The organism is Caulobacter sp. GW821-FHT09A05, from assembly GCF_059418465.1.
The window spans coordinates 15,001-36,117 of sequence record NZ_JBWKPX010000040.1 but is presented as its reverse complement, the minus strand read 5'-3'; the positions used below and the strand labels follow the sequence as shown (position 1 = coordinate 36,117).

Below are 21,117 nucleotides of genomic sequence, written 5' to 3'. Positions count from 1 at the left end.
GCTGGGGGAGCCAACTAGTTGGAATACGATCTGACCACCTGGCTGAACCTGGGCCTGCGCTGGCTGCACGTGATCGCCGGCGTCGCCTGGATCGGCGCCTCGTTCTACTTCGTCTGGCTGGACAACAACCTGCGCCCGCCCGCGCCGGAAAAGGACGGGGTGAAGGGCGAGCTGTGGGCTGTGCACGGCGGCGGCTTCTACCATTCGCAGAAGTACATGACGGCCCCGGCCCACATGCCCGACCACCTGCACTGGTTCAAATGGGAGGCCTACACCACCTGGCTGTCGGGCTTCGCCCTGCTGATCGTGCTCTACTACGTCGGAGCCCCGGTCTATCTGATCGATGCCGGGAAGCACGTCTTCAGCCAGGCCGGCGCCATCGCCACGGGCCTGGCCTTCATCTTCGGCGGCCTGCTGGTCTACGAAGGCCTGTGCCGCTCGCCGCTGGGCCAGCGGCCGCGCCTGTTCGGCGTCGTCTGGTTCCTGGCCCTGACGGCCGCGACCTGGGCCCTGACTCAGCTGTTCAGCGACCGCGGCGCCTTCATCCATGTGGGCGCGATCATCGGTACGTGCATGGTCGGCAACGTGTTCCTGGTGATCATCCCCAACCAGCGCCGGATCGTCGCCGACATGCTGGCCGGCCGCGAGGTCGACCCGCGCCTGGGCGCGATGGGCAAGCAGCGCTCGGTGCACAACACCCACATGACCCTGCCGGTCATCTTCATCATGATCAGCAACCACTATCCGACGGTCACAGGTCATCATCTGTCCTGGCTGCTGCTGGCCCTGATCAGCGCCGGCGGGGTGTCGATCCGGTACTTCTTCATCCTGCGCCACCACGGGATCCTCAAGCCCGACTTCCTGATCCTCGGGGCCTTCCTGATCTTCGCCGTCAGCATGATCGCCAGCATCAAGCCCAAGGCGCCCGAAGCGGTCTCCGACGTGCCCTTCCCCGTCGCCCAGGCCATCGTCCAGAAGCACTGCGTGGCGTGCCATTCGGCCACGCCGACCCACAAGGGCTTCTCCGCGCCGCCCAACGGCGCGGCCTTCGACACCCCGGCGGGCATGGCGCGCTATGCGGACAAGATCCGCGAGCGCGCGGTCGAGACGACCAGCATGCCCCTCGGAAACGAGACTCACATTACCGATCAGGAGCGCGCCCAGTTGGGCGCGTGGATCGCGGCGGGAGCGAGGACCCAGTGACCACCTTGGCAGAGACGCCTTCGGCCGAACCGACCGACGACGCCGCTCCGGCGCCCCGCAAGCGCAACGCCGAGCGGACGCGCAAGGCGATCCTGAACGCGGCGCTGCGCGAATTCTCCCAGGCGGGCTACGCCGGCGCGCGGATCGAGAAGATCGTCAAGGCCGCCAAGTGCAACATCCGCATGCTCTACCACTATTTCGGCGACAAGAAGGGCCTGTACCTGGCGGTGCTGGAGGCCGCCTACGAGGACCTGCGCGGCCGCGAGGCCGAGCTGGAGATCGACTTCGACCGGCCGCTGGAAGGCTTCCTGGCCCTGCAGCGCTTCACCTCCGACTATTTCGAGAAGAACCCGCGCATCGACGGGCTGCTGCGCAACGAGAACCTGCTGCAGGGCAAGTTCGTCGCCCAGTCGCGCAAGGTCACCGAGACCGCCTTCCCCTTGCGCCGGACCATCGAGCGGCTGATCGAGAGCGGCCAGAAGCAGGGGATCTTCCGCGACAACCTGGACTGGGCCCAGATCTACGTGACCATCGCGGCCATGAGCCGCTTCCACCTGGCCAACGGCTATTCGCTGTCGGTGACACTGGACACCGACATGAGCAAGCCGGAATGGCGCCGGGCCCGGCTGGCGCATGCGCTGGAGCTGCTGGAGGGGTATCTGCGGAAGTAGGGACGACGAGCCCCCTCAGTCGCTTCGCGACAGCTCCCCCAGAGGGGGAGCATCTGCTCGACACTGATTCTCCCCTCTGGGGGAGGTGGCCCGAAGGGCCGGAGGGGGTCTTCCCCGCCCCTAAAACAGAACCCCCTTCTCCAGCATCCCGTGCACCCCCTTCTCGCCGTTGACCGTCTGGGTCACGCGGAAGTCCACGGCCAGCGAGCAGAACTGGTAGGCCTGCACGCGCGTCAGGGACGACCGCGAGACGATCAGGTCGATCATGCCCCGCAGCGCCTGCTTCATCGCCAGGTCCAGGTCCTCGTTGAAGCCGAAGGTCAGGTGGTGGGTCGGGCTTTCCGCGCTGGGCCATGTCCGCGCGCCGACCTCGGCCGCCTTGTGCAGGACGAAGGTGAAGGTCCCGGTCAGGCCCATCTCCAGGGCGTTGACGCAGACCTCGCCGTCGCCCTGTCGGCCATGGCCGTCGCCGGCGCTGAAGTTCGCGCCCGGAACCCAGACCGGCAGGAACAGGGTCGAGCCGGCGACCAGCTCCTTGCAGTCCATGTTGCCGCCGTGCTCGCGCGGCTCGCGGCTGGACAGGCGGCCGTAGCGCGGCGGCGGGGCGACGCCGGTCGTGCCGAAGAACGGGCGCAGCGGCAAGGTCGGCCCCCAGGCCGGCTTGCAGGTCCCCGCCGGCGCGTCGACCGCGATATGGCTGACATAGCGCTCCGGGAACTCGTCCGGCAGGGTCCCGGCCAGCGGCCGGACGGCGCAATAGCCCCAGGTGTTGTTGGGCTCGATCGCCTCGATCCGCACCTCCAGCGTGTCGCCCGGCTCGGCCCCGGTGATCGCCACCGGCCCCGTCAGGATGTGCGGCCCGATGCGTTCCAGCCTGGCGTCGTGGATCGCCTGCAGGGCGGGCGGGATCGCCAGGCCGGAGTCCGGCGCCGGCATCACCTCGGGGCCGCCCGACACGCAGTCGATCACCACCGTGTCGCCCGGCGCGATCGTCAGCACCGGATCGAAGGCCGCGTCGAAGATCCCGAAGCGCACGGTGTCCGGGGTCGAGGCCAGGTGATGGCGCATGAAGTAAGTCCTCTATTACCTCGTCCCAGTTGGCGCGCGCCGGGCGCATCGCCCTAGCCTCGACCGTCGCCCCACCCGGCCAAGCGCCCTGGCGCCCATCTGGCGGGCAGGACGGCGGCCGGCATGGCGCGGACATGGGCGTCGGCGCATTCCAGGCCCCATGCCGCTGGCGGCGACCGCCCATCCCCGCTATGAATATTTTTCTTACTTGTGGAGCTTGCCCCGCATGGCGACCGATCCGGCGCTCGCAGCGTTCCTGGCCCTCGACGACGCGGCGGTCGCCGCCTATGCGGACGCCCGGGCCGAGGCGCTGGGCCTGACCCTGCCGCCGGAGACCCGCGCCGGCGTGATCGACAACCTGGCCCTGCTGCGCCGCCAGGCCGCGACCTTCGCCGCCGGCCTCGACGACACGGCTCCGCCCGAGGCGTTCGAGCCATGAGCGCCGCCACGCCCCACGGGGACTTTCGCTCAGCCCAGGCGGTCGCCGCCGATGTCCGCGAGGGCCGGACCACCGCGCGCGGCGAAATCGAGGCCGCCCTGGCCCGGGCTCGGGGAGACCGCTTCAACGCCTACACCGCCGTCTTCGCCGAGCGCGCCCTGGCCCAGGCCGAGGCCATCGACGCCGACCTCGCCGCCGGCCGCCCCGCCGGGCCGCTGGCCGGCGTGCCGTTCGCCGTGAAGAACCTGTTCGACGTCGCGGGCGAGACCACGGTCGCCGGCTCGAAGATCCGCCGCGACGCGCCGCCCGCCACTCATGACGCCACCGCCGTCCAGCGCCTGACCGCCGCCGGGGCCGTGCTGGTCGGGGCGCTGAACATGGATGAGTTCGCCTACGGCTTCGTCACCGAGAACGCCCACGACGGCCCGACCCGCAACCCGCACGACCCGACCCGCATCGCCGGCGGCTCGTCCGGCGGTTCGGCCGCGGCCGTGGCCGGCGGCCTTACGCCCCTGACCCTGGGCTCGGACACCAACGGCTCGATCCGCATCCCGGCCAGCCTGTGCGGCGTGTTCGGCCTCAAGCCCACCCTGGGCCGCCTGTCGCGCCAGGGCGCCTTTCCGTTCGTCGAGAGCCTGGACCACGTGGGGCCGTTCGCCCGCTCGGTCGCCGACCTGGCGCTCGCCTACGACCTGATGCAGGGCCCCGATCCGCTGGATCCGCTCTGCCGTCGGCCCGCCGAACCAGCCGCCCCTCGCCTGCAAGCCATGGCCGACGGTCCCCTCCGCGTCGGCGTGCTGGGCGGCTGGTTCGCGCAGGGCGCCTTTCCGGAGGTGCTGGAGGCGCTGGAGATCGTCGCCGACGCCCTGCAGGCGCGACGCGGCGTCGAACTGCCCGGCGCCGAACACGCCCGCGCCGCCGCCTTCTGCCTGACGCCGGTCGAGGCCGCCCATCTTCATGGACCCGACCTGAAGTCACGCCCCCTGGACTACGATCCCGCCGTCCGCGACCGCCTGCTGGCCGGCGCTCTGACGCCGGACGCCGTCGCCGAGGCCGCGCGACGCTATCGCCCGATCTTCCGCGACGCCGTGCGCCGGGTGTTCGAGGATTTCGACGTGCTGCTGGCCCCGGCCTCGGTCTGTCCCGCCCCGGGCATCGGCCAGGCGACCATGGAGATGGACGGCCAACAGGTCTCGGTCCGCAAGAACCTGGGCGCCTATACCCAGCCGATCAGCTACATCGGCCTGCCGGTCGTGGCCGCCCCCGTGAACCGCCCCGGCAAGCCGCCGATCGGCGTGCAGATCATCGCCCCGGCCTGGCGCGAGGACCTGGCCCTGGCCGCCGCCCTGCGCCTGGAACAGGCCGGCGTGGTCGCCGCTCACCGCCCCCCCTCTCCCCTCCTGGCGGAGCTTTCGCGATGACCGTCAACCAGCCCGAGGTCCTGGCCGAGGTGACCGCCGCCGTCGACGCCTATGAGGCGGCGCTGATGGCCAACAACGTCGAGGCGCTGGACGGTTTCTTCCGTGATGCGCCGGAGACCGTGCGCTATGGCGTGGCCGAGAACCTCTACGGTTTCGAGGCGATCGCGGCCTTTCGAATCGGCCGCTCGGGCGGCTCCCCGCGGAGATCGCGCCTGAGGACGGAAATCACCACGTTTGGGCGGGATTTCGCCGTCGCCAACGTCGAATTCCTACGCGAAGGGGCAAAACGCACCGGACGCCAGAGCCAGGCCTGGCTCCGCACCGAAACGGGCTGGAAAATCGTCTCGGCCCACGTTTCGCTTCTCCAGGACGGCGTCGACCAACGCCTTGCGCCGTAAGCGACGGACCGTCCGCCCCATGAGCATAAGTAATAAATCTCTGACTTATGATCTACTTTTGGGCGCCCCTGTCGCGGCGTGGTCAAATAGTAACATCCAGGACAAAAACTTCACCGAATGGCGTCGGGGACGTCATCAAAGCTTTGGATTCACCTCCGTCATTGTGCATTGCACCCTCAAGCGTCGGGCCGCCGGCGCATGAAGGGGATACTTCAATGACCACCGCCAACACGCTGCGCAGCCGCCTCCATCGCGGCGCCGCCCTCACCGCCCTGGTCCTGGCCGTCGGCGCCGCCGCGCCGGCCTTCGCCCAGGACACCGGTTCCGTCACCCTGGACGACGTGATCGTCACCGCCCAGAAGCGTTCGGAAAACATCCAGGAAGTGCCGGTCTCGGTCGCCACCATGGGCGGCGAGAAGCTGGACGCCCTGTTCGCCGGCGGCGAGGACGTGCTGGCCCTGTCCAGCCGCGTGCCCGGCCTGTTCGTCGAAAGCTCCAACGGCCGCGCTGCCCCGCGCTTCTACATCCGCGGCCTGGGCAACACCGACTTCGACCTGGCCGCCTCGCAGCCGGTCTCGGTGATCATGGACGACGTGGTCATGGAGAACGTCGTGCTGAAGAGCACGCCGATCTTCGACGTCGAGCAGGTTGAAGTGCTGCGCGGGCCGCAGGGCACGCTGTTCGGCCGCAACACCACCGCCGGCATCGTCAAGTTCGACAGCGTCAAGCCGAGCCAGACCTTCAAGGCCAACGGCACGGTGACCTACGGCTCGTACGGCTCGTGGACCGCCGAGGGCGGCGTCGGCGGCCCGCTGGTCGAAGGCAAGCTGGCCGGCCGGATCGCCATCCTGGGCCAGCACCGCGACAATTACATCGACAACACCTTCACCGGCGTGAAGGACGCGATGGGCGGCTATGACGAGTACGCCATCCGCGGCCAGTTGCTGTGGACCCCGACCGAGAACCTCAGCGTCCTGCTGAACGCCCACAACCGCACCCTGGACGGCACCGCCGCGATCTTCCGCGCCAATATCCTCACGGCCGGCAGCAACAAGATCAACGGCAACTTCGACCGTGACTCCGTCTTCTACAACGGCGGGGCCAACAACCCGCAGAAGTACGACGGCAACGGCGAGTCGATTAAGGTCGACTACGACTTCGGCGGCGTGACCCTGACCTCGATCAGCGCCTACGAGACCACCAACGGCTACAGCCGCGGCGACATCGACGGCGGCGTGGCCGGCGTCGGCCCCGGCTTCATTCCGTTTGATTCCGACACCAAGGACAGCATCGACGACCTGGACCAATACACCCAGGAAGTCCGCCTGGCCTCGGACACCGAAGGCCCGTTCAGCTGGCAGGTCGGCGGCTACTACTTCAAGTCCGACTTCCTGCTGACCACCGACGCCGGCTTCAACAAGGCGACGCTGAACCACAAGAACACCGCCTGGGCCGGCTTCGGCCAGGTCGCCTACCAGGTCACCCCGCAGCTGAAGATCACCGGCGGCGCCCGCTACACCGACGACAAGAAGACCATGACCATCGTCGGCTCGACCGCGCCGGAAGTGTCGGTGTCGGACAGCAAGGTCTCGTGGGACCTGTCGGCCTTCTATGACGTGACGGACGATTTCAGCCTGTACGCCCGCGCCGCCCACGGCTTCCGCGGTCCGACCATCCAGGGCCGTGACATCGTGTTCTTCAGCCCCGCCTCGGTCGCCCAGTCGGAAACCATCCAGTCGTACGAAGTCGGCTTCAAGAGCGAGCTGCTGGACCGCCGCATCCGCTTCAACGGCGCGGCCTTCACCTATGAAGAGAAGGACCCGCAGTTCAGCGCCATCGGCGGCGCCGGCAACAACACCCGGCTGATCAACGCCGACAAGGGCGAGGCCTACGGCGTCGAGTTCGACGGCGAGTTCATGGTCACCGAGAACCTGCTGCTGACGGCCGGCTACAGCTACAACCACACCAAGATCAAGGACAAGGATCTGGCCGTGGCGGTCTGCGCGGCCTGCACGGTCACCGATCCGCTCAACGCCTCGGGCCAGGCGCTGATCAACGGCAACCCGTTCCCGAACGCGCCGAAGTACGTGCTGAACTTCACCGCCCGCTACAGCTATCCGATCGGCGACGGCGAACTGTTCGCCTACACCGACTGGTTCAAGCAGGGCTACACCAACATCCTGCTCTACCAGAGCAAGGAGTTCTACTCGAAGGGCGACTTCGAGGGCGGCCTGAAGCTCGGCTACGCCAAGCGCGACGGCGCCTACGAGATCGCCGCGTTCGCCCGCAACATCACCAACGAGGTGAACCTGCGCGGCGGCATCGACTTCAACAACCTGACCGGTTTCGTCAACGAGCCTCGGATCGTCGGCATCTCGATCAGCGCCAAGCGGTAATCCGAAGAGCCGCCCGGCCTGGCCGGGCGGAAGCCGAAGGATTGCCATCGTCCAGCCATGCTCCCGGTTCGCGCCGGGAGCATGGTTCGTTTGAGGGGTCTCCCCCTTCGCCCCACGATGAGTTAAGCCCTTCGAATGACGAACAAAATCATCTTCGACACCGATCCCGGCATCGACGACGCCATGGCCCTGCTGTTCATCGAGGCCAGCCCCGCGCTCGACCTGGTGGCGGTGACCACCGTGTTCGGCAACGCCGACATCGACACCACCACCCGCAACGCCCTCTATCTGAAGGACCGCTTCGGCCTGAAGGCCCCGGTCTTCAAGGGGACCGACAAGCCGCTGGTCCGGCCGCGCAACCCCTCGCCCACCTTCGTGCACGGCGAGAACGGCCTGGGCGACGTCGAGCTGACCGGCCTCAAGCCCGCCCAGCCCGAGGCCAAGCCGGCCCACCAGGCGATCATCGACCTAGCCCGCCAGAACCCCGGCGAGATCACCCTGGTCGCGGTCGGCCCGCTGACCAACCTGGCCCTGGCCCTTCAGGCCGATCCGGAGGTCGCCACCCTGCTGAAGGCCGTGGTGATCATGGGCGGCGCGTTCGGCGTGGCCGGCAAGCCCGGCAACGTCACCCCGGTGGCCGAAGCCAATATCTGGAACGATCCCGAAGCGGCCGACCTGGTGTTCACCGCGCCCTGGCCCGTCACCGCCGTCAGCCTGGATGTCACCACCCAGGTGGTGATGACCCCGGCCTACATGGACGCGCTGGAAGCCAAGGCCGGTCCGGCCGGCGCGTTCCTCAACGCCATCTCCAAGCCCTATGCCGCCTTCTACGGCGGGCGCGACGGCATCGTCGGCTGCTGCGTGCACGACGCCGCGGCCGTGGCCTATGTGATCGATCCGTCGCTGTTCGAGGTGCGGCGCGGCGCGATCCGGGTGATCACCGACGGCATCGCCCTGGGCCAGACCTGCCAGAAGGTCGAAGGCGAGCTGTTCGGACCCAGCGCCTGGGACGACCAGCCGATCCAGGCGGTGACCGTGGGGGTCAAGGCCGAGGGGCTGCTGAAGCTGTATGCGGAGACGATGGGCGTTTAGGCGGCGAACACTTGCCCCCTACGGGTCGCTTCGCGACCGTCTTCCCCCAGAGGGGGAAGAGCGCTCCGCCCCCTATGGGGGCGGACAGACCGCGAAGCGGTCAGGTGGGGGCAAGTGGCGCCGGCCTCAGCGCCTGTACCGCTCCACCCCGGCCACATAGGTCCGCTCCACCACCCGGTCGTCGCCCAGCACCGTCAGCGCGAACAGCCGGTCCTCCAGGCTCCTGGCCGCCGGCATCCGCCGGGCCAGGAGCGGCGTGGCGGCCAAGTCCAGCACCAGGAAGTCGGCGATCTTGCCGGCTTCCAGGCTGCCGATCTCGTCCTCCAGCCCCAGGGCCCGCGCCCCGCCCAGGGTCGCCAGGTACAGGGCGTGGAACGGGTCCAGCGCCTCGCCGCGCAACTGCCCCACCTTGTAGGCCTCGCCCAGGGTGTGGAGGATCGAGAAGGTCGTTCCCGCCCCCACGTCCGTGCCGATCCCGACCTTCACCCCGTGGGCGCAGGCGGTCTCCAGCGGAAACAGGCCCGAGCCCAGGAACAGGTTCGAGGTCGGGCAGAAGGCGACGGCCGAGCCGGCCTGCGCCAGACGCTGGAAAGCCTCTCCCTGAAGATGCACGCAGTGAGCGAAGACCGAGCGCTCCCCGACCAAGCCGAAGCGATCATAGACGTCCAGGTAGTCCCGGGCTTCCGGGAACAGTTTGGCCGTGTCGACGATCTCGCGGATGTTCTCCGACAGGTGGGTCTGCATCCACACGGTCGGATTCTGCGCCAGCACCTCGCCCGCCATGGCTAGCTGTTCGTCGCTGCAGCTGATCGCGAAACGCGGGGTGACGGCGTAGCCCAGCCGGCCCTTGCCGTGCCAGTCGGCGATCAGGCTCAGCATGTCGGCCCGGCTGGCCTCGACCGTGTCGGTCAGGCCGGGCGGGGCGTTGCGATCCATCAGCGACTTGCCGGCGATGATCCGCATGTCGCGCTTCAGCGCGGCGGCGAACAGCGCCTCGACCGAGACCTTGTGCACCGAGCCGAACACCAGGGCGCTGGTCGTGCCGTTGCGCAGCAGTTCCTCGACGAAGAACTCGGCGGTCGCCTCGGCATGGCCCTGGTCGGCGAAGGCCGCCTCGGCGGGGAAGGTGTGACGCTCCAGCCAGTCCAGCAGCTGCTCGCCATGGGCGGCGATGACGTCGACCTGCGGGAAATGGATGTGGGTGTCGACGAAACCGGGGACGATCAGCTTGCCGCGCAGATCCTCCACGGGCGTGTCGCCCAGTTCGTCGGCCAGCTTGGCATGGTCGCCGCAGGCCACGACCCGGCCGTCCTCGACCAGCAGCAGGCCGTCCTCGTGGAAGGCGTGCGCCTCGCCGTCCGTGATGCTCGGGTCGGCCTCCAGCTGGAGGATCGACGCCCTATAGGCTTGCAAGCTGGGGATCCTTCGTCCGTTCGCGGCGGGCGGCTTCGAGCCGCATCAACAGATCGGCGACCACCGAGACGGCGATCACCTCGGGGGCCTTGTTCTTCAGGTGCGGCAGGCCGATCGGGCAGGTCACGCGGGCCACCGTTCCATCGCCGAAACCGTCCTTGCGCAGCCGGCTCAGGAACCGCGCCTTCTTGGTGTCCGATCCGATCAGGCCCAGATAGCCGAAAGCCCCGCCGGCCAGAGCCGCCGAGGTCAGGGCGTAGTCCAGATTATGGTCGTGGGTCATGACAAGGATGTAGGCGTCCGGCCCCGCGCCCATGGCGGCCGCGGCCAGCTCAGCGGGCGCGCCTACCCTGACCCCGGGGATATGGGACGTTTCCGGCCGGGTGTCGTACCAGGCCAGGCGGAACGGCAGCGGCTCCAGCGCCCGGGCCACGGCCTGGCCCACATGGCCGGCCCCGAACAGCAGCACCGGCGGACGCGGCAGGTCCTGAGGCTCGACCAGCACGTCGCCCAGGGTCGGCCGGGCGCCCCGCGCCGTGGCCGGCTCGCCCGCCAGGGTGATCGTCGCGCTGTCCGGATTGGAGGCCGCCACCGGGGCGATGGTCTTGCTCAGGGCGCCGGGGTTGAAGCGGGTGCGGACCTCGAAGGGCTGGTCGGCGTCCAGCCGCCGCGCCGCGTCGGTCAGCCAGTCGACGGCGCCCCCGTCCAGGCGCTCGATCAGCAGCCGCACCCGGCCGCCGCAGCACTGGGCCAGCAGCGGGCCCAGCGGATAGTCCTGCAGGGCGAAGTGCACCTGGGTCGGCAGCATCTTGCGCGCCTGGTCGACGACCTGGTGCTCCAGGTTTCCGCCGCCGATCGTGCCGGCCTGGCCCTGGGCCCAGACCACCATCTTGGTCCCGGCGTCCCGCGGGGCCGAGCCCTCGACGGCCAGGATGGTGACCAGGGCGACGGGCTGGCCGTGGCCCAGCTGAGCAAGCGCGTAACGAGCCCAATTGCTCATGCGCCCTCTCCCATGGGGAGAGGGTCAGCATTGCGCCGCCCTCCGCTTCACGTCCTCGACCGCCATCAGGATCCGCTCCGGCGTCGCCGGCGCGTCCAGGTCTGGGAACACCTTGTGGTCGACCGCCGAGGCCACGGCGCGGTTCACGGCCGACAGCACCGACAGGGCCAGCATCAGCGGCGGCTCGCCCACGGCCTTGGAGCGGTGCACCGTCTCCTCGACGTTCCGCCCCGGCTCCCACAGCGCCACGTTCAGCACCGCCGGCCGGTCGCCGCAGGTCGGGATCTTGTAGGTCGAGGGAGCATGGGTCAGCAGGCGGCCGTCGGCGCTGAACACCAGCTCCTCGGTGGTCAGCCAGCCCATGCCCTGGATGAAGCCGCCCTCGATCTGGCCCAGGTCGATGGCCGGGTTCAGCGAGCGGCCGGCGTCGTGCAGGATGTCGGCCCGGATGACCTTCATCTCGCCGGTCAGGGTGTCGATCAGCACCTCGCTGCACGCCGCGCCATAGGCGAAATAGTAGAACGGCCGGCCGGTGTGGCTGGCGCGGTCGTAGTGGATCTTCGGCGTGGCGTAGAAGCCGGTGGACGACAGCGACACCCGGGCCAGGTGGGCCTGGCGGCAGAGCGTCTCGAACGGGACCAGCTCGCTTCCGGCCCGCAGGCCTTGCGGCGTGAACTCGACCTCGCTCGGATCACAGCCCCACTTCCCGGCGGCGAACGCGACCAGCCGCGCCTTGATGGTGTTGGCCGCGTTCAGGGCCGCCATGCCGTTCAGGTCCGTGCCCGACGACGCCGCCGTGGCCGAGGTGTTGGGCACCTTGTCGGTGACGGTCGAGGTGACCTTGACCCGATCGACGCCGACCTTGAAGGCCTCGGCGACGATCTGGGCCACCTTGACGAACAGCCCCTGCCCCATCTCGGTCCCACCGTGGTTCAGCAGGATCGAGCCGTCGGCATAGAGGTGGATCAGCGCCCCGGCCTGGTTGAGGTGGGTGGTGGTGAACGAGATGCCGAACTTCACCGGCGTCAGGGCCAGGCCCTTCTTCAGCACCGGGCTCCTGGCGTTGTAGGCGTCGATCTGGCGCTGGCGGGCCTCGTAGTCGCAGGAGGCGGCGAGCTGGGCCAGCAGCTGCGGCGCGACATTGTCCTCGACCGTCTGATGATAGGGCGTGAGGTTGCGCCCCTCGCCGCCATAGAGGTTGCGGCGGCGCACCTCCAGCGGGTCCAGGCCCGTGATCTGGGCGACGGCGTCCATCACCCGCTCTATCGCCGCCATGCCCTGCGGGCCGCCAAAGCCCCGGAACGCCGTGTTCGACACCGTATGGGTCTTGAAGCGGTGCGAGACGATCTCGACCGCCGGCAGGAAGTAGCAGTTGTCGGCGTGGAACATCGCCCGGTCGTTGATGGCCATCGACAGGTCGGTGGTCGAGCCGCAGCGCGAGGCCAGTTCCAGCGCCAGGCCCGTCAGCCGCCCCTCGTCGTCGAAACCGACGTCGTAGGCGATCTCGAAGTCATGCCGCTTGCCGGTCATGACCATGTCCTCGTCGCGGTCGGGACGCGCCTTGGCCGGGCGGCCGGTCTTGACGGCCACCAGGGCGGCGGCGGCGGCGAACAGCGAGGCCTGGGTCTCCTTGCCGCCGAACCCGCCGCCCATCCGGCGCACCTCGACGGTCACGGCGGTATGCGGCACGTCCAGCACCCGGGCGACCAGATGCTGGACCTCGCTGGGATGCTGGGTCGACGACCAGATGTGGACATCGCCGCCCTCGCGGGGCGTGGCCAGGGCGACCTGGCCCTCGAGATAGAAGTGGTCCTGGCCGCCGATGGCCATGGTCCCTTGCAGGCGCCGGGGCGAGGCCGCCAGGGCGGCGGCCGCGTCGCCGCGCGCCATGCGCTGGCTGGCCTCGATCTTCAGGTCGGCCTCGCGGGCCTGCGCGATCGTGATCGCCGCCGGCAGGTCCTCGTACTCGACCACGGCCTTGGCGGCGGCGGCGCGGGCGGCGGCGATCGAGGTGGCGGCGACGGCGAACAGGCTCTGGCCGACGCAGATCACCTCGCCGTCGGCGAACAGCCTGTCGTCGTGGATCACCGGGCTGACGTCATTCTCGCCGGGAATGTCCTTGGCCGTCAGCACCGCGACCACGCCGGGCGAGGCGCGCACGGCCGACAGGTCCATCGAGACGATCCGGGCGTGGGCCCTGGTGCTCATGCCCAGGTGCACATGGAGCATGCCGGCCGGTTCGGGGATGTCGTCCACATAGATCGCCGCGCCGCTGACATGGCGCAGGGCGCTGTCGTGCGGCAGCGAGGCGTGGACGCCCTGGAAGACGACCGGCTCGACGAGCTTGGCGCCGGAATCAGCCATGGACCGCCTCCAGGGACCAGGTCTCCACGCGGGTTTCGAGGTCCGGCCGGGCCGACTCGATGAACACCTTGCGCAGCATGTTTCCCGCCGCCAGCGTGCGATAGGCGGCCGAGGCGCGGGCGTCGGTCAGGGGCGTGAAGTCGCCGGCCAGGGCCTCGACGGCGGCGTGGATGGTGGTCCGGTTCCAGAGCCGGCCGACCAGGGCGGCCTCGCAGGCGGCCGCCCGCTTGGGCGTGCCGGCCATGCCGCCATAGGCGATGCGGGCGGCGGTCACCACCTCGTCCACGATCTTGATGTTGAACGCCCCACAGACCGCCGAGATGTCCTGGTCGAAACGCTTGGACAGCTTGAAGACCTTGAACAGCCCCCCCTCCAGGTCGGTGGGCACGCGCACCGCCTCGACGAATTCGCCGGGCGCGCGATCCTGCTTTCCATAGGCGACGAAGAAGTCCTCCAGCGGGATCGTCCGCCGGACATCGCCCCTGCGCAGCACCAGCTCCGCGCCCAGGGCGATCAGGGCCGGCGGCATGTCGCCGATCGGCGAGCCGTTGGCGATGTTGCCGCCGATCGTGCCGCTGTTGCGCACCTGGGTCGACCCCAGCCGGCGCATCATGGCGCCCAGGTCGGGATGGAGGTCGCTCAACGTGTCCAGGGCGTCGACATAGCGCACGCCCGCCCCGATCCGCAGCCAGCCATCTTCGCGGGTGATCGCCTTGAGCGCCTCCACCCGGCCGATGTCGATCAGGGCCTCGGGCGGCTTGCGAAGCTTGGTGACCCACAGGCCGATATCGGTGGCCCCAGCCACGATCACCGCGTCCGGATGCGCTTCATAGGTGCTGGCCAGTTCGTCGATGTCCAGCGGCGCGAACCAGCGGCGGGTCACGCCGGCGATCGGATCGGCGTAGTCGAGGCTCAGCGCCTCGTCGCGCTTCAGACCCGTCAGCGTATCGGCCACGTCCGGTGCGGCCTCGGGCGCGATCGCCTCGGCCGCCGCGATGATCGGGCCATAGCCGGTGCAGCGGCACAGGTTGCCGGCCAGCACCTCGCCGATCGGTCCGTCAGCCCCCTTCGCCGCCACCGCCCGGCCGTACAGCGACATGACGATGCCCGGCGTGCAGAAGCCGCATTGCGAGCCGTGGTGCTCGACCATGGCCGCCTGCACCGGATGCGGCGTCGCCTGGCCCAGCCCCTCGACAGAGATCACCGCCTTGCCGTCCAGCATCGGCACGAACTGGATGCAGCTGTTGACCGCCCGCCAGGCCGCGCCGCCCCGCCCGTCCAGCTCGCCGACCAGCACCGTGCAGGATCCGCAGTCGCCCTCGGCGCAGCCCTCCTTGGTCCCGGTGCGCCGCAGGTCGCCGCGCAGATGCTCCAGCAGGGTGCGGGTGGGATCGACGCCCCGGGCCTCGACCACCTCGCCGTTCAGCAGGAAGCGCACCGCATCCATCTCAGCTGCCCCGATAGGTGGAATAGCCGAACGGCGAGACCAGCAGCGGCACGTGATGGTGCTGGGCCGGATCGGCCACCGCGAAATCGATGACCACCACGTCCAGGAATGGCGGATCGCTGACGCGCGCGCCCGAAGCCTTGAAATAGTCGCCCACGGCGAACTCCAGCCGATAGCCGCCGACCGCCAGGTCCTCGCCCTCGACCAGCCGCGCCCGGCCGTCGGCGTCGGTGCGGGTTTCGCCCAGCAGGGCGACCACGCCGTCCCGCCGGCTCGAAACCCGCACGGCGACGCCGGCCGCCGGACGCCCGGCGGCGGTGTCGAGGATATGGGTCGTCAAGCCGCTCATGCGTTTCCAATCCTTGGCTCGGCCTCGCCGCGCAGTCTAAACCCTTGCTCCCGAAACGGAGCATCTTCCGACGATGCTGGGACCGCCGCGCCGGCAAGTCCAGCCGCCAGACCCGCCCAGCGGCGCCTTGGCCCGAACCGCCTTTTGCGACGGCGACAGGCGCCCGCCGAATGGGCGTATATAAGTCTTTTATTACTTAGTGAGCCACCCGCGATCGCTCGCCCGGCGACCCGAACCGCAAAAAACGCGCGCCGACGCCGCGTAGGATTGGAAAAGCCGCGCCAACACCGGTAGCTAGGCCCCTGACGGATCGCACCGAACCCACACCAGACGATCCGCGTAGATGACCCTTGCGCAGCCACCGAGGAACGACCGATGGACGAGGATTTCCGTAAAGCCGCCCTGGACTATCACCGTCTGCCGCGGCCCGGAAAGCTGGCGATCGAAGCCACCAAGCGCATGGCCACCCAGCGCGACCTCGGCCTGGCCTATTCCCCCGGCGTCGCCGCCCCGTGCGAGGCCATCGCCGCCGACCCCGACACCGCCCGCGACTACACCGCCCGCGGCAACCTGGTGGCCGTGATTTCCAACGGCACCGCGGTGCTGGGCCTGGGCAATATCGGCCCGCTGGCCTCCAAGCCGGTGATGGAGGGCAAGGCGGTCCTGTTCAAGAAGTTCGCCGGCATCGACGTGTTCGACCTGGAGGTCGACGCCGAGGATCCCGACCGCTTCATCGAGGTGGTCGCCGCCCTGGAGCCCACCTTCGGCGGCATCAATCTGGAGGACATCAAGGCCCCGGAATGCTTCGTCATCGAGCGCAAGTTGCGCGAGCGGATGAACATCCCGGTCTTCCACGACGACCAGCACGGCACCGCGATCGTCTGCGCCGCGGCCGTCCGCAACGCCCTGGTCGTCCAGGGCAAGACCCTGAAGGACGTCAAGCTGGTGACCTCGGGGGCCGGCGCGGCCGCCCTGGCCTGCGTCGATCTGCTGGTCTCGATGGGCCTGCCGGTCGAGAACGTCACCCTGACCGACATCAAGGGCGTCGTCCACGCCGGGCGCGAGCCCGACATGCCCGAGAACATGGCCCGCTACGCCCGGCCGACCGACGCCCGGTCGCTGCCCGACGTCCTGCCCGGCGCCGATATCTTCCTGGGCCTGTCCGCGCCCCGCGTGTTCAAGGCCGAGTGGCTGCCGCTGCTGGCCCCCAATCCGCTGATCCTGGCCATGGCCAATCCCGAGCCGGAGATCCTGCCCGAGATCGTCGCCGCCCAGCGCCCCGACGCCATCATGGCCACCGGCCGCAGCGACTATCCCAACCAGGTCAACAACGTCCTCTGCTTCCCGTTCATCTTCCGCGGCGCCCTGGACGTCGGTGCCTCGGAGATCAACGAGGCCATGAAGGTGGCGGCCGTCGAGGCCATCGCCGAACTGGCCCGGGCCGAGGCCTCCGAAGTGGTGGCCAGCGCCTATGGCGGCGTCGCCCCGATGTTCGGCGGGCAGTACATCATCCCCAAGCCGTTCGACCCGCGCCTGATCCTGCAGATCGCCCCGGCCGTGGCCCGGGCGGCCATGGACAGCGGCGTCGCCACCCGCCCGATCGCCGACTTCGACGCCTATCGCCAGGAACTGGAGCTGTTCGTCTACCGCTCCGGCCAGCTGATGCGTCCGGTGTTCGAGCGGGCCCGCAAGGCCACCAAGGCCGCCGCCGAGACGGGGGGCGTCCGCGTCGCCTATGCCGAGGGCGACGACGAGCGCGTGCTGCGCGCCGTCCAGACCGTGGTCGACGAGGGCCTGTGCAAACCGGTGCTGATCGGCAAGCGCGAGACGATCATCGCCAAGGCCACCGAGATGGGCCTGCGGCTGGACTTCGACCATCGCGTCGAGATCCTGGATCCCTCCGCCGACAAGGCGCTGTTCGCCCCGTTGGTCGAGCGCTACCAGGGCCTGGTCAGCCGCCGGGGCGTGCCGCCCCTGGCCGCCGAGCGCCGGGTGACCAACCGCCGCACCGTTTCGGCCTCGATGCTGCTGCAGGCCGGCCATGTCGACGCCGCCCTGGTCGGCGGGGCCGGCGACTGGTGGCAGCACATGACCTATGTGCTGCCGATCATTCCCAAGCGCGAGAACGTCGGCCGCGTCTACGCCCTGTCGGCCCTGATCATCGACAATGGCACCCTGTTCTTCTGCGACACCCACGTGAACGTCGACCCGACCGCCGAGCAGGTGGCCGAGATGACCCTGCTGGCCGCCGAATCCGTGCGCCGGTTCGGCCTGACGCCCAAGGCCGCCCTGCTGTCCCATTCCAGCTTCGGGGCGTCCAACTCGCCGACCGCCCGCAAGATGCGCGAGGCCCTGGCCCTGGTGCGCGAGCGCGCGCCCGAGCTCGAGGTCGACGGCGAGATGCACGCCGACGCCGCCCTCTCCCAGGCCCTGCGCGACCGCCTGGTGCACGACAGCGCCCTGAAGGGCTCGGCCAACCTGCTGGTCATGCCGACCCTGGACGCGGCCAACATCGCCCTGACCCTGCTCAGCGCCGCCACCGAGGGCCTGCTGGTCGGCCCGCTGCTGCTGGGCATGAGCCGGCCGCTGCATGTGCTGACGCCCAGCGTCACCGCGCGCGGCATCGCCAACGTCACCGCCCTGGCGGTCAACCAGGCGGCGGCGGAGCGCGAGCACCGGCTGATCTGAGGAGGCGGCGCTGGCCGCCCCTTTCCCCGCCGACCCAGCCACGGAAAAGGCCCCACAGAAGCCCCTCCACCGCCTCAGCGACGGGGAAAGGCTCCTACGGGGCCTGGTTCGGGGACCGAAGACCCGGCCGGACGCTCCGCGCCCGGCCGGGTTTTTCGTATCCTTAGAGGATGCGCAGGTTGCCGGCCGAGGTCTTGCCCGAGCGGCGGTCCTGTTCCAGTTCGTAACCGACTTGCTGGCCTTCGTTCAGGCCGCGCAGGCCGGCGCGTTCAACGGCCGAGATGTGCACGAAGATATCGCCGCCGCCATTGTCCGGCTGGATGAAGCCGAAGCCCTTGGTGCTGTTGAACCACTTCACCACGCCCGTACCGGCTTCGCCCGTGCCGCCGCCGCCGTAGCCGCCGCCACGCGGAGCGTCATAGCCGCCGCCGCGCGGGGCGCCGAAGTCGCGGGCCGGACGGCGCGGAGCCGACGGAGCCGCGCCCTGGCCGGTCACGCGCAGGTTGCCGGCCGAGGTCTTGCCCGAGCGGCGGTCCTCTTCCAGCTCGTAAGCCACCTGGTCACCTTCGTTCAGGCCCGACAGGCCCGAGCGTTCAACCGCGGCGATGTGGACGAACACGTCCTGGCCGCCGTCCTCGGGCTGAATGAAACCAAAGCCCTTGGCCGGGTTGAACCACTTAACGACACCGTTCGCCATCTTATCCTCAAAACCTCATTCAGCGGGCCAGTTGCCGACCCGCGTCCTTCCATCCTGCTCTCATGACGCAAATCCGCGGAACGCGCTACGGGGTTTGATGGCAGAATCTCAAGCCAGAGCCGGTCCGGGCGATAAATTTTCGCGTGACACGGGTCGACAGCGGCGGAAACGCCGCCGGAAGTGGCGTGAAAGCCACACCTCGAAAGCCGTTAGAAGCTTCGCCATTGAAGTTATGGGTGCGGGGACAGGATTTGAACCTGTGACCTTCAGGTTATGAGCCTGACGAGCTACCGGGCTGCTCCACCCCGCGGCGAAGAGGGTAGTGTTGTGATCGTGTGGTAGGGTTGGACTTTTGCTTTGAGCATCCTTTTAGCGGACCTGGCGGCGACCTACTCTCCCGCGCCTTGAGACGAAGTACCATTGGCCCTGGGGGACTTAACGACCGAGTTCGGAATGGGATCGGGTGGGGAACCCCCGGCATAGCCACCAGGTCAGCAAAAAGGATGCTGTTCGGTGAGGGTTTAGCTCACCGAAGCATGTTGTGAAGAAGACGATCAGATGTCTTAGTAAAGCTCAGTCATGGGTTTGACTGAAGAACGATCAAGCCTATCGAGCTATTAGTACCAGTAAGCTACACGCCTCACAGCGCTTCCACACCTGGCCTATCAACGTGGTGGTCTACCACGGCTCTCAGCGAGACCTTGTTTTGAGGTTAGTTTCCCGCTTAGATGCTTTCAGCGGTTATCTATTCCACACTTAGCTACCCTGCTGCACAGCTGGCGCCATGACAGGTCCACCAGAGGTGTGTCCATCCCTGTCCTCTCGTACTAGTGACAGATCCTCTCAAGTCTCGTACACCCACGGCAGATAGGGACCAAACTGTCTCACGACGTTCTGAACCCAGCTCACGTACCACTTTAATCGGCGAACAGCCGAACCCTTGGGACCTGCTCCAGCCCCAGGATGTGATGAGCCGACATCGAGGTGCCAAACTTTGCCGTCGATATGGACTCTTGGGCAAAATCAGCCTGTTATCCCTAGAGTACCTTTTATTCGTTGAGCGATGGCCCTTCCACGCAGGACCACCGGATCACTATGGCCGACTTTCGTCTCTGCTCGACTTGTCAGTCTCGCAGTCAGGCGGGCTTATGCCATTGCACTCGACGACCGATTTCCGACCGGTCTGAGCCCACCATCGCGCGCCTCCGTTACACTTTGGGAGGCGACCGCCCCAGTCAAACTGCCCGCCACGCCATGTCCCGGACCCGGATAACGGGCCGCGGTTAGACGTCAGCAACAATAAGGGTGGTATTTCAAGGATGGCTCCACCGGAACTGGCGCCCCGGTTTCATAGCCTCCCACCTATCCTACACATGTTGCTGCTAACGCCAAGGCGAAGCTGCAGTAAAGGTTCATAGGGTCTTTCCGTCTGACCGCGGGAACCCCGCATCTTCACGGGGAATTCAATTTCGCTGAGCCTATGCTGGAGACAGTGGGGAAGTCGTTACGCCATTCGTGCAGGTCGGAACTTACCCGACAAGGAATTTCGCTACCTTAGGACCGTTATAGTTACGGCCGCCGTTTACCGGGGCTTCAATTCGCAGCTTGCACCACTCCTTTTAACCTTCCGGCACCGGGCAGGCGTCAGACCCTATACGTCGCCTTGCGGCTTCGCAGAGCCCTGTGTTTTTGATAAACAGTCGCTACCCCCTGGCCTGTGCCACTCTTTTCTGGTTGCCCAAAGAAGAGTCACGCTTATCCCGAAGTTACGCGTGCAATTTGCCGAGTTCCTTCAGCATAGTTCTCTCAAGCGCCTTGGTATACTCTACCTGCCCACCTGTGTCGGTTTCGGGTACGGTCTCCGTTGGAGTTATTTCCAGGGACCTGTTCACTGCCCGGAGCAATCCAATAAGCCCGAACAATTTACCAGATCCGTCACTTCCAACTGGTTCAGGAATATTCACCTGATTCCCATCGACTACGCCTTTCGGCCTCGCCTTAGGGGCCGACTAACCCTGCGCAGATTAGCTTTACGCAGGAACCCTTGGGCTTTCGGCGAGAGTGTCTCTCACACTCTTTATCGCTACTCATGTCAGCATTCTCACTTCCGATACCTCCAGCAAGGCTCGCGCCTCACCTTCACCGGCTTACGGAACGCTCCGCTACCGCTTGCTCAAAGAGCAAACCCATACCTTCGGCGTCTGGCTTGAGCCCCGTTACATTTTCCGCGCAGGTTCGCTTGACCAGTGAGCTGTTACGCTTTCTTTAAATGATGGCTGCTTCTAAGCCAACATCCTGGTTGTCAAAGCAAACCCACATCGTTTCCCACTTAGCCAGAACTTGGGGGCCTTAGATGATGGTTAGGGTTGTTTCCCTTTTCACGACGGACGTTAGCACCCGCCGTGTGTCTCCCAGATATCTCTCTCGGGTATTCGGAGTTTGATTAGAATTGGTACAGATCGCTCCGCCCG

Annotated in this window: 15 protein-coding genes, 1 tRNA gene, 2 rRNA genes and 1 pseudogene (1 of these 19 only partly in view); 8 read left to right on the top strand and 11 right to left on the bottom strand. The window is 67.9% G+C overall.

Annotation, left to right across the window (positions count from 1 at the left end):
- Positions 1-18 precede the first annotated feature (18 nt).
- Both AC07NX_RS24125 and AC07NX_RS24120 read left to right on the top strand, forming a co-directional pair.
- Positions 19-1,203 (top strand): urate hydroxylase PuuD, encoded by a 1,185-nt coding sequence (locus tag AC07NX_RS24125; RefSeq protein ID WP_494645381.1) that lies wholly within the window; start codon positions 19-21, stop codon positions 1,201-1,203.
- Entirely contained in the window at positions 1,200-1,874 is a 675-nt protein-coding gene (locus tag AC07NX_RS24120; RefSeq protein WP_494645379.1) for a TetR family transcriptional regulator, read from the top strand. Before AC07NX_RS24125 ends, AC07NX_RS24120 begins: the two co-directional genes overlap by 4 nt.
- Before the next feature lie 120 nt (positions 1,875-1,994).
- Here AC07NX_RS24120 and AC07NX_RS24115 read toward each other — a convergent pair whose 3' ends face one another.
- Entirely contained in the window at positions 1,995-2,942 is a 948-nt protein-coding gene (locus AC07NX_RS24115) for an acetamidase/formamidase family protein (protein WP_494645378.1), read from the bottom strand.
- A 226-nt stretch (positions 2,943-3,168) separates the two neighbouring features.
- Between AC07NX_RS24115 and AC07NX_RS24110 the strand changes: the two genes are divergently transcribed.
- From AC07NX_RS24110 to AC07NX_RS24090, 5 genes are all read left to right on the top strand, one after another.
- Positions 3,169-3,381, top strand: coding sequence for an AtzG-like protein (locus AC07NX_RS24110; RefSeq protein WP_494645377.1), 213 nt, complete (start codon positions 3,169-3,171; stop codon positions 3,379-3,381).
- A complete protein-coding gene (locus tag AC07NX_RS24105) occupies positions 3,378-4,802 on the top strand; it encodes an AtzE family amidohydrolase (protein WP_494645376.1) in 1,425 nt (474 codons plus the stop codon). Before AC07NX_RS24110 ends, AC07NX_RS24105 begins: the two co-directional genes overlap by 4 nt.
- Positions 4,799-5,200 carry an oxalurate catabolism protein HpxZ gene (gene hpxZ / locus AC07NX_RS24100; RefSeq protein WP_494645374.1) on the top strand — a complete coding sequence of 134 codons (402 nt, stop codon included), beginning with the start codon at positions 4,799-4,801 and terminating at the stop codon, positions 5,198-5,200. The genes AC07NX_RS24105 and hpxZ overlap by 4 nt, the downstream gene beginning before the upstream one ends.
- Positions 5,201-5,415: 215 nt before the next feature.
- The gene (locus AC07NX_RS24095; RefSeq protein ID WP_494645372.1) at positions 5,416-7,596 is read left to right on the top strand and encodes a TonB-dependent receptor; all 2,181 of its coding nucleotides are present in this window, start codon (positions 5,416-5,418) and stop codon (positions 7,594-7,596) included.
- 135 nt (positions 7,597-7,731) lie between these two features.
- Positions 7,732-8,688: a nucleoside hydrolase gene (locus tag AC07NX_RS24090; RefSeq protein ID WP_494645370.1), complete on the top strand. Its 957-nt coding sequence runs from the start codon at positions 7,732-7,734 to the stop codon at positions 8,686-8,688.
- Between the two features lie 126 nt (positions 8,689-8,814).
- Here AC07NX_RS24090 and guaD read toward each other — a convergent pair whose 3' ends face one another.
- The 5 genes from guaD to uraH are packed head-to-tail and all read right to left on the bottom strand — an operon-like array spanning position 8,815 to position 15,261.
- Positions 8,815-10,101, bottom strand: coding sequence for a guanine deaminase (guaD, locus tag AC07NX_RS24085; RefSeq protein WP_494645369.1), 1,287 nt, complete (start codon positions 10,099-10,101; stop codon positions 8,815-8,817).
- Positions 10,088-11,101 carry a xanthine dehydrogenase accessory protein XdhC gene (gene xdhC, locus AC07NX_RS24080; RefSeq protein ID WP_494645367.1) on the bottom strand — a complete coding sequence of 338 codons (1,014 nt, stop codon included), beginning with the start codon at positions 11,099-11,101 and terminating at the stop codon, positions 10,088-10,090. The genes guaD and xdhC overlap by 14 nt, the downstream gene beginning before the upstream one ends.
- Positions 11,102-11,125: 24 nt before the next feature.
- Positions 11,126-13,465 carry a xanthine dehydrogenase molybdopterin binding subunit gene (xdhB, locus tag AC07NX_RS24075; RefSeq protein ID WP_494645366.1) on the bottom strand — a complete coding sequence of 780 codons (2,340 nt, stop codon included), beginning with the start codon at positions 13,463-13,465 and terminating at the stop codon, positions 11,126-11,128.
- The gene (gene xdhA / locus AC07NX_RS24070) at positions 13,458-14,912 is read right to left on the bottom strand and encodes a xanthine dehydrogenase small subunit (protein WP_494645364.1); all 1,455 of its coding nucleotides are present in this window, start codon (positions 14,910-14,912) and stop codon (positions 13,458-13,460) included. Before xdhA ends, xdhB begins: the two co-directional genes overlap by 8 nt.
- Position 14,913: 1 nt before the next feature.
- Positions 14,914-15,261, bottom strand: a complete 348-nt coding sequence (gene uraH, locus AC07NX_RS24065) for a hydroxyisourate hydrolase (protein ID WP_494645363.1) — start codon at positions 15,259-15,261, stop codon at positions 14,914-14,916.
- Between the two features lie 375 nt (positions 15,262-15,636).
- Here uraH and AC07NX_RS24060 point away from each other — a divergent pair, with 375 nt between their 5' ends.
- Complete coding sequence (locus AC07NX_RS24060) at positions 15,637-17,949, top strand: NADP-dependent malic enzyme (RefSeq protein WP_494645362.1); 2,313 nt, start codon at positions 15,637-15,639, stop codon at positions 17,947-17,949.
- A gap of 163 nt (positions 17,950-18,112) precedes the next feature.
- Here the strand turns inward: AC07NX_RS24060 and AC07NX_RS24055 are convergent, their stop codons facing one another.
- The 5 genes and pseudogenes from AC07NX_RS24055 to AC07NX_RS24035 all read right to left on the bottom strand — a co-directional run.
- Entirely contained in the window at positions 18,113-18,310 is a 198-nt protein-coding gene (locus AC07NX_RS24055) for a cold-shock protein (protein ID WP_026171987.1), read from the bottom strand.
- Between the two features lie 132 nt (positions 18,311-18,442).
- Positions 18,443-18,646, bottom strand: a pseudogene (locus AC07NX_RS24050) (cold-shock protein); the annotation flags it as partial.
- Positions 18,647-18,879: 233 nt separating this feature from the next.
- Positions 18,880-18,956: transfer RNA gene (locus AC07NX_RS24045), tRNA-Met, on the bottom strand.
- 66 nt (positions 18,957-19,022) lie between these two features.
- Positions 19,023-19,137: ribosomal RNA gene (rrf, locus tag AC07NX_RS24040) — 5S ribosomal RNA — on the bottom strand.
- A gap of 105 nt (positions 19,138-19,242) precedes the next feature.
- Positions 19,243-21,117 (bottom strand): 23S ribosomal RNA (locus tag AC07NX_RS24035); it runs 914 nt beyond the window's last position.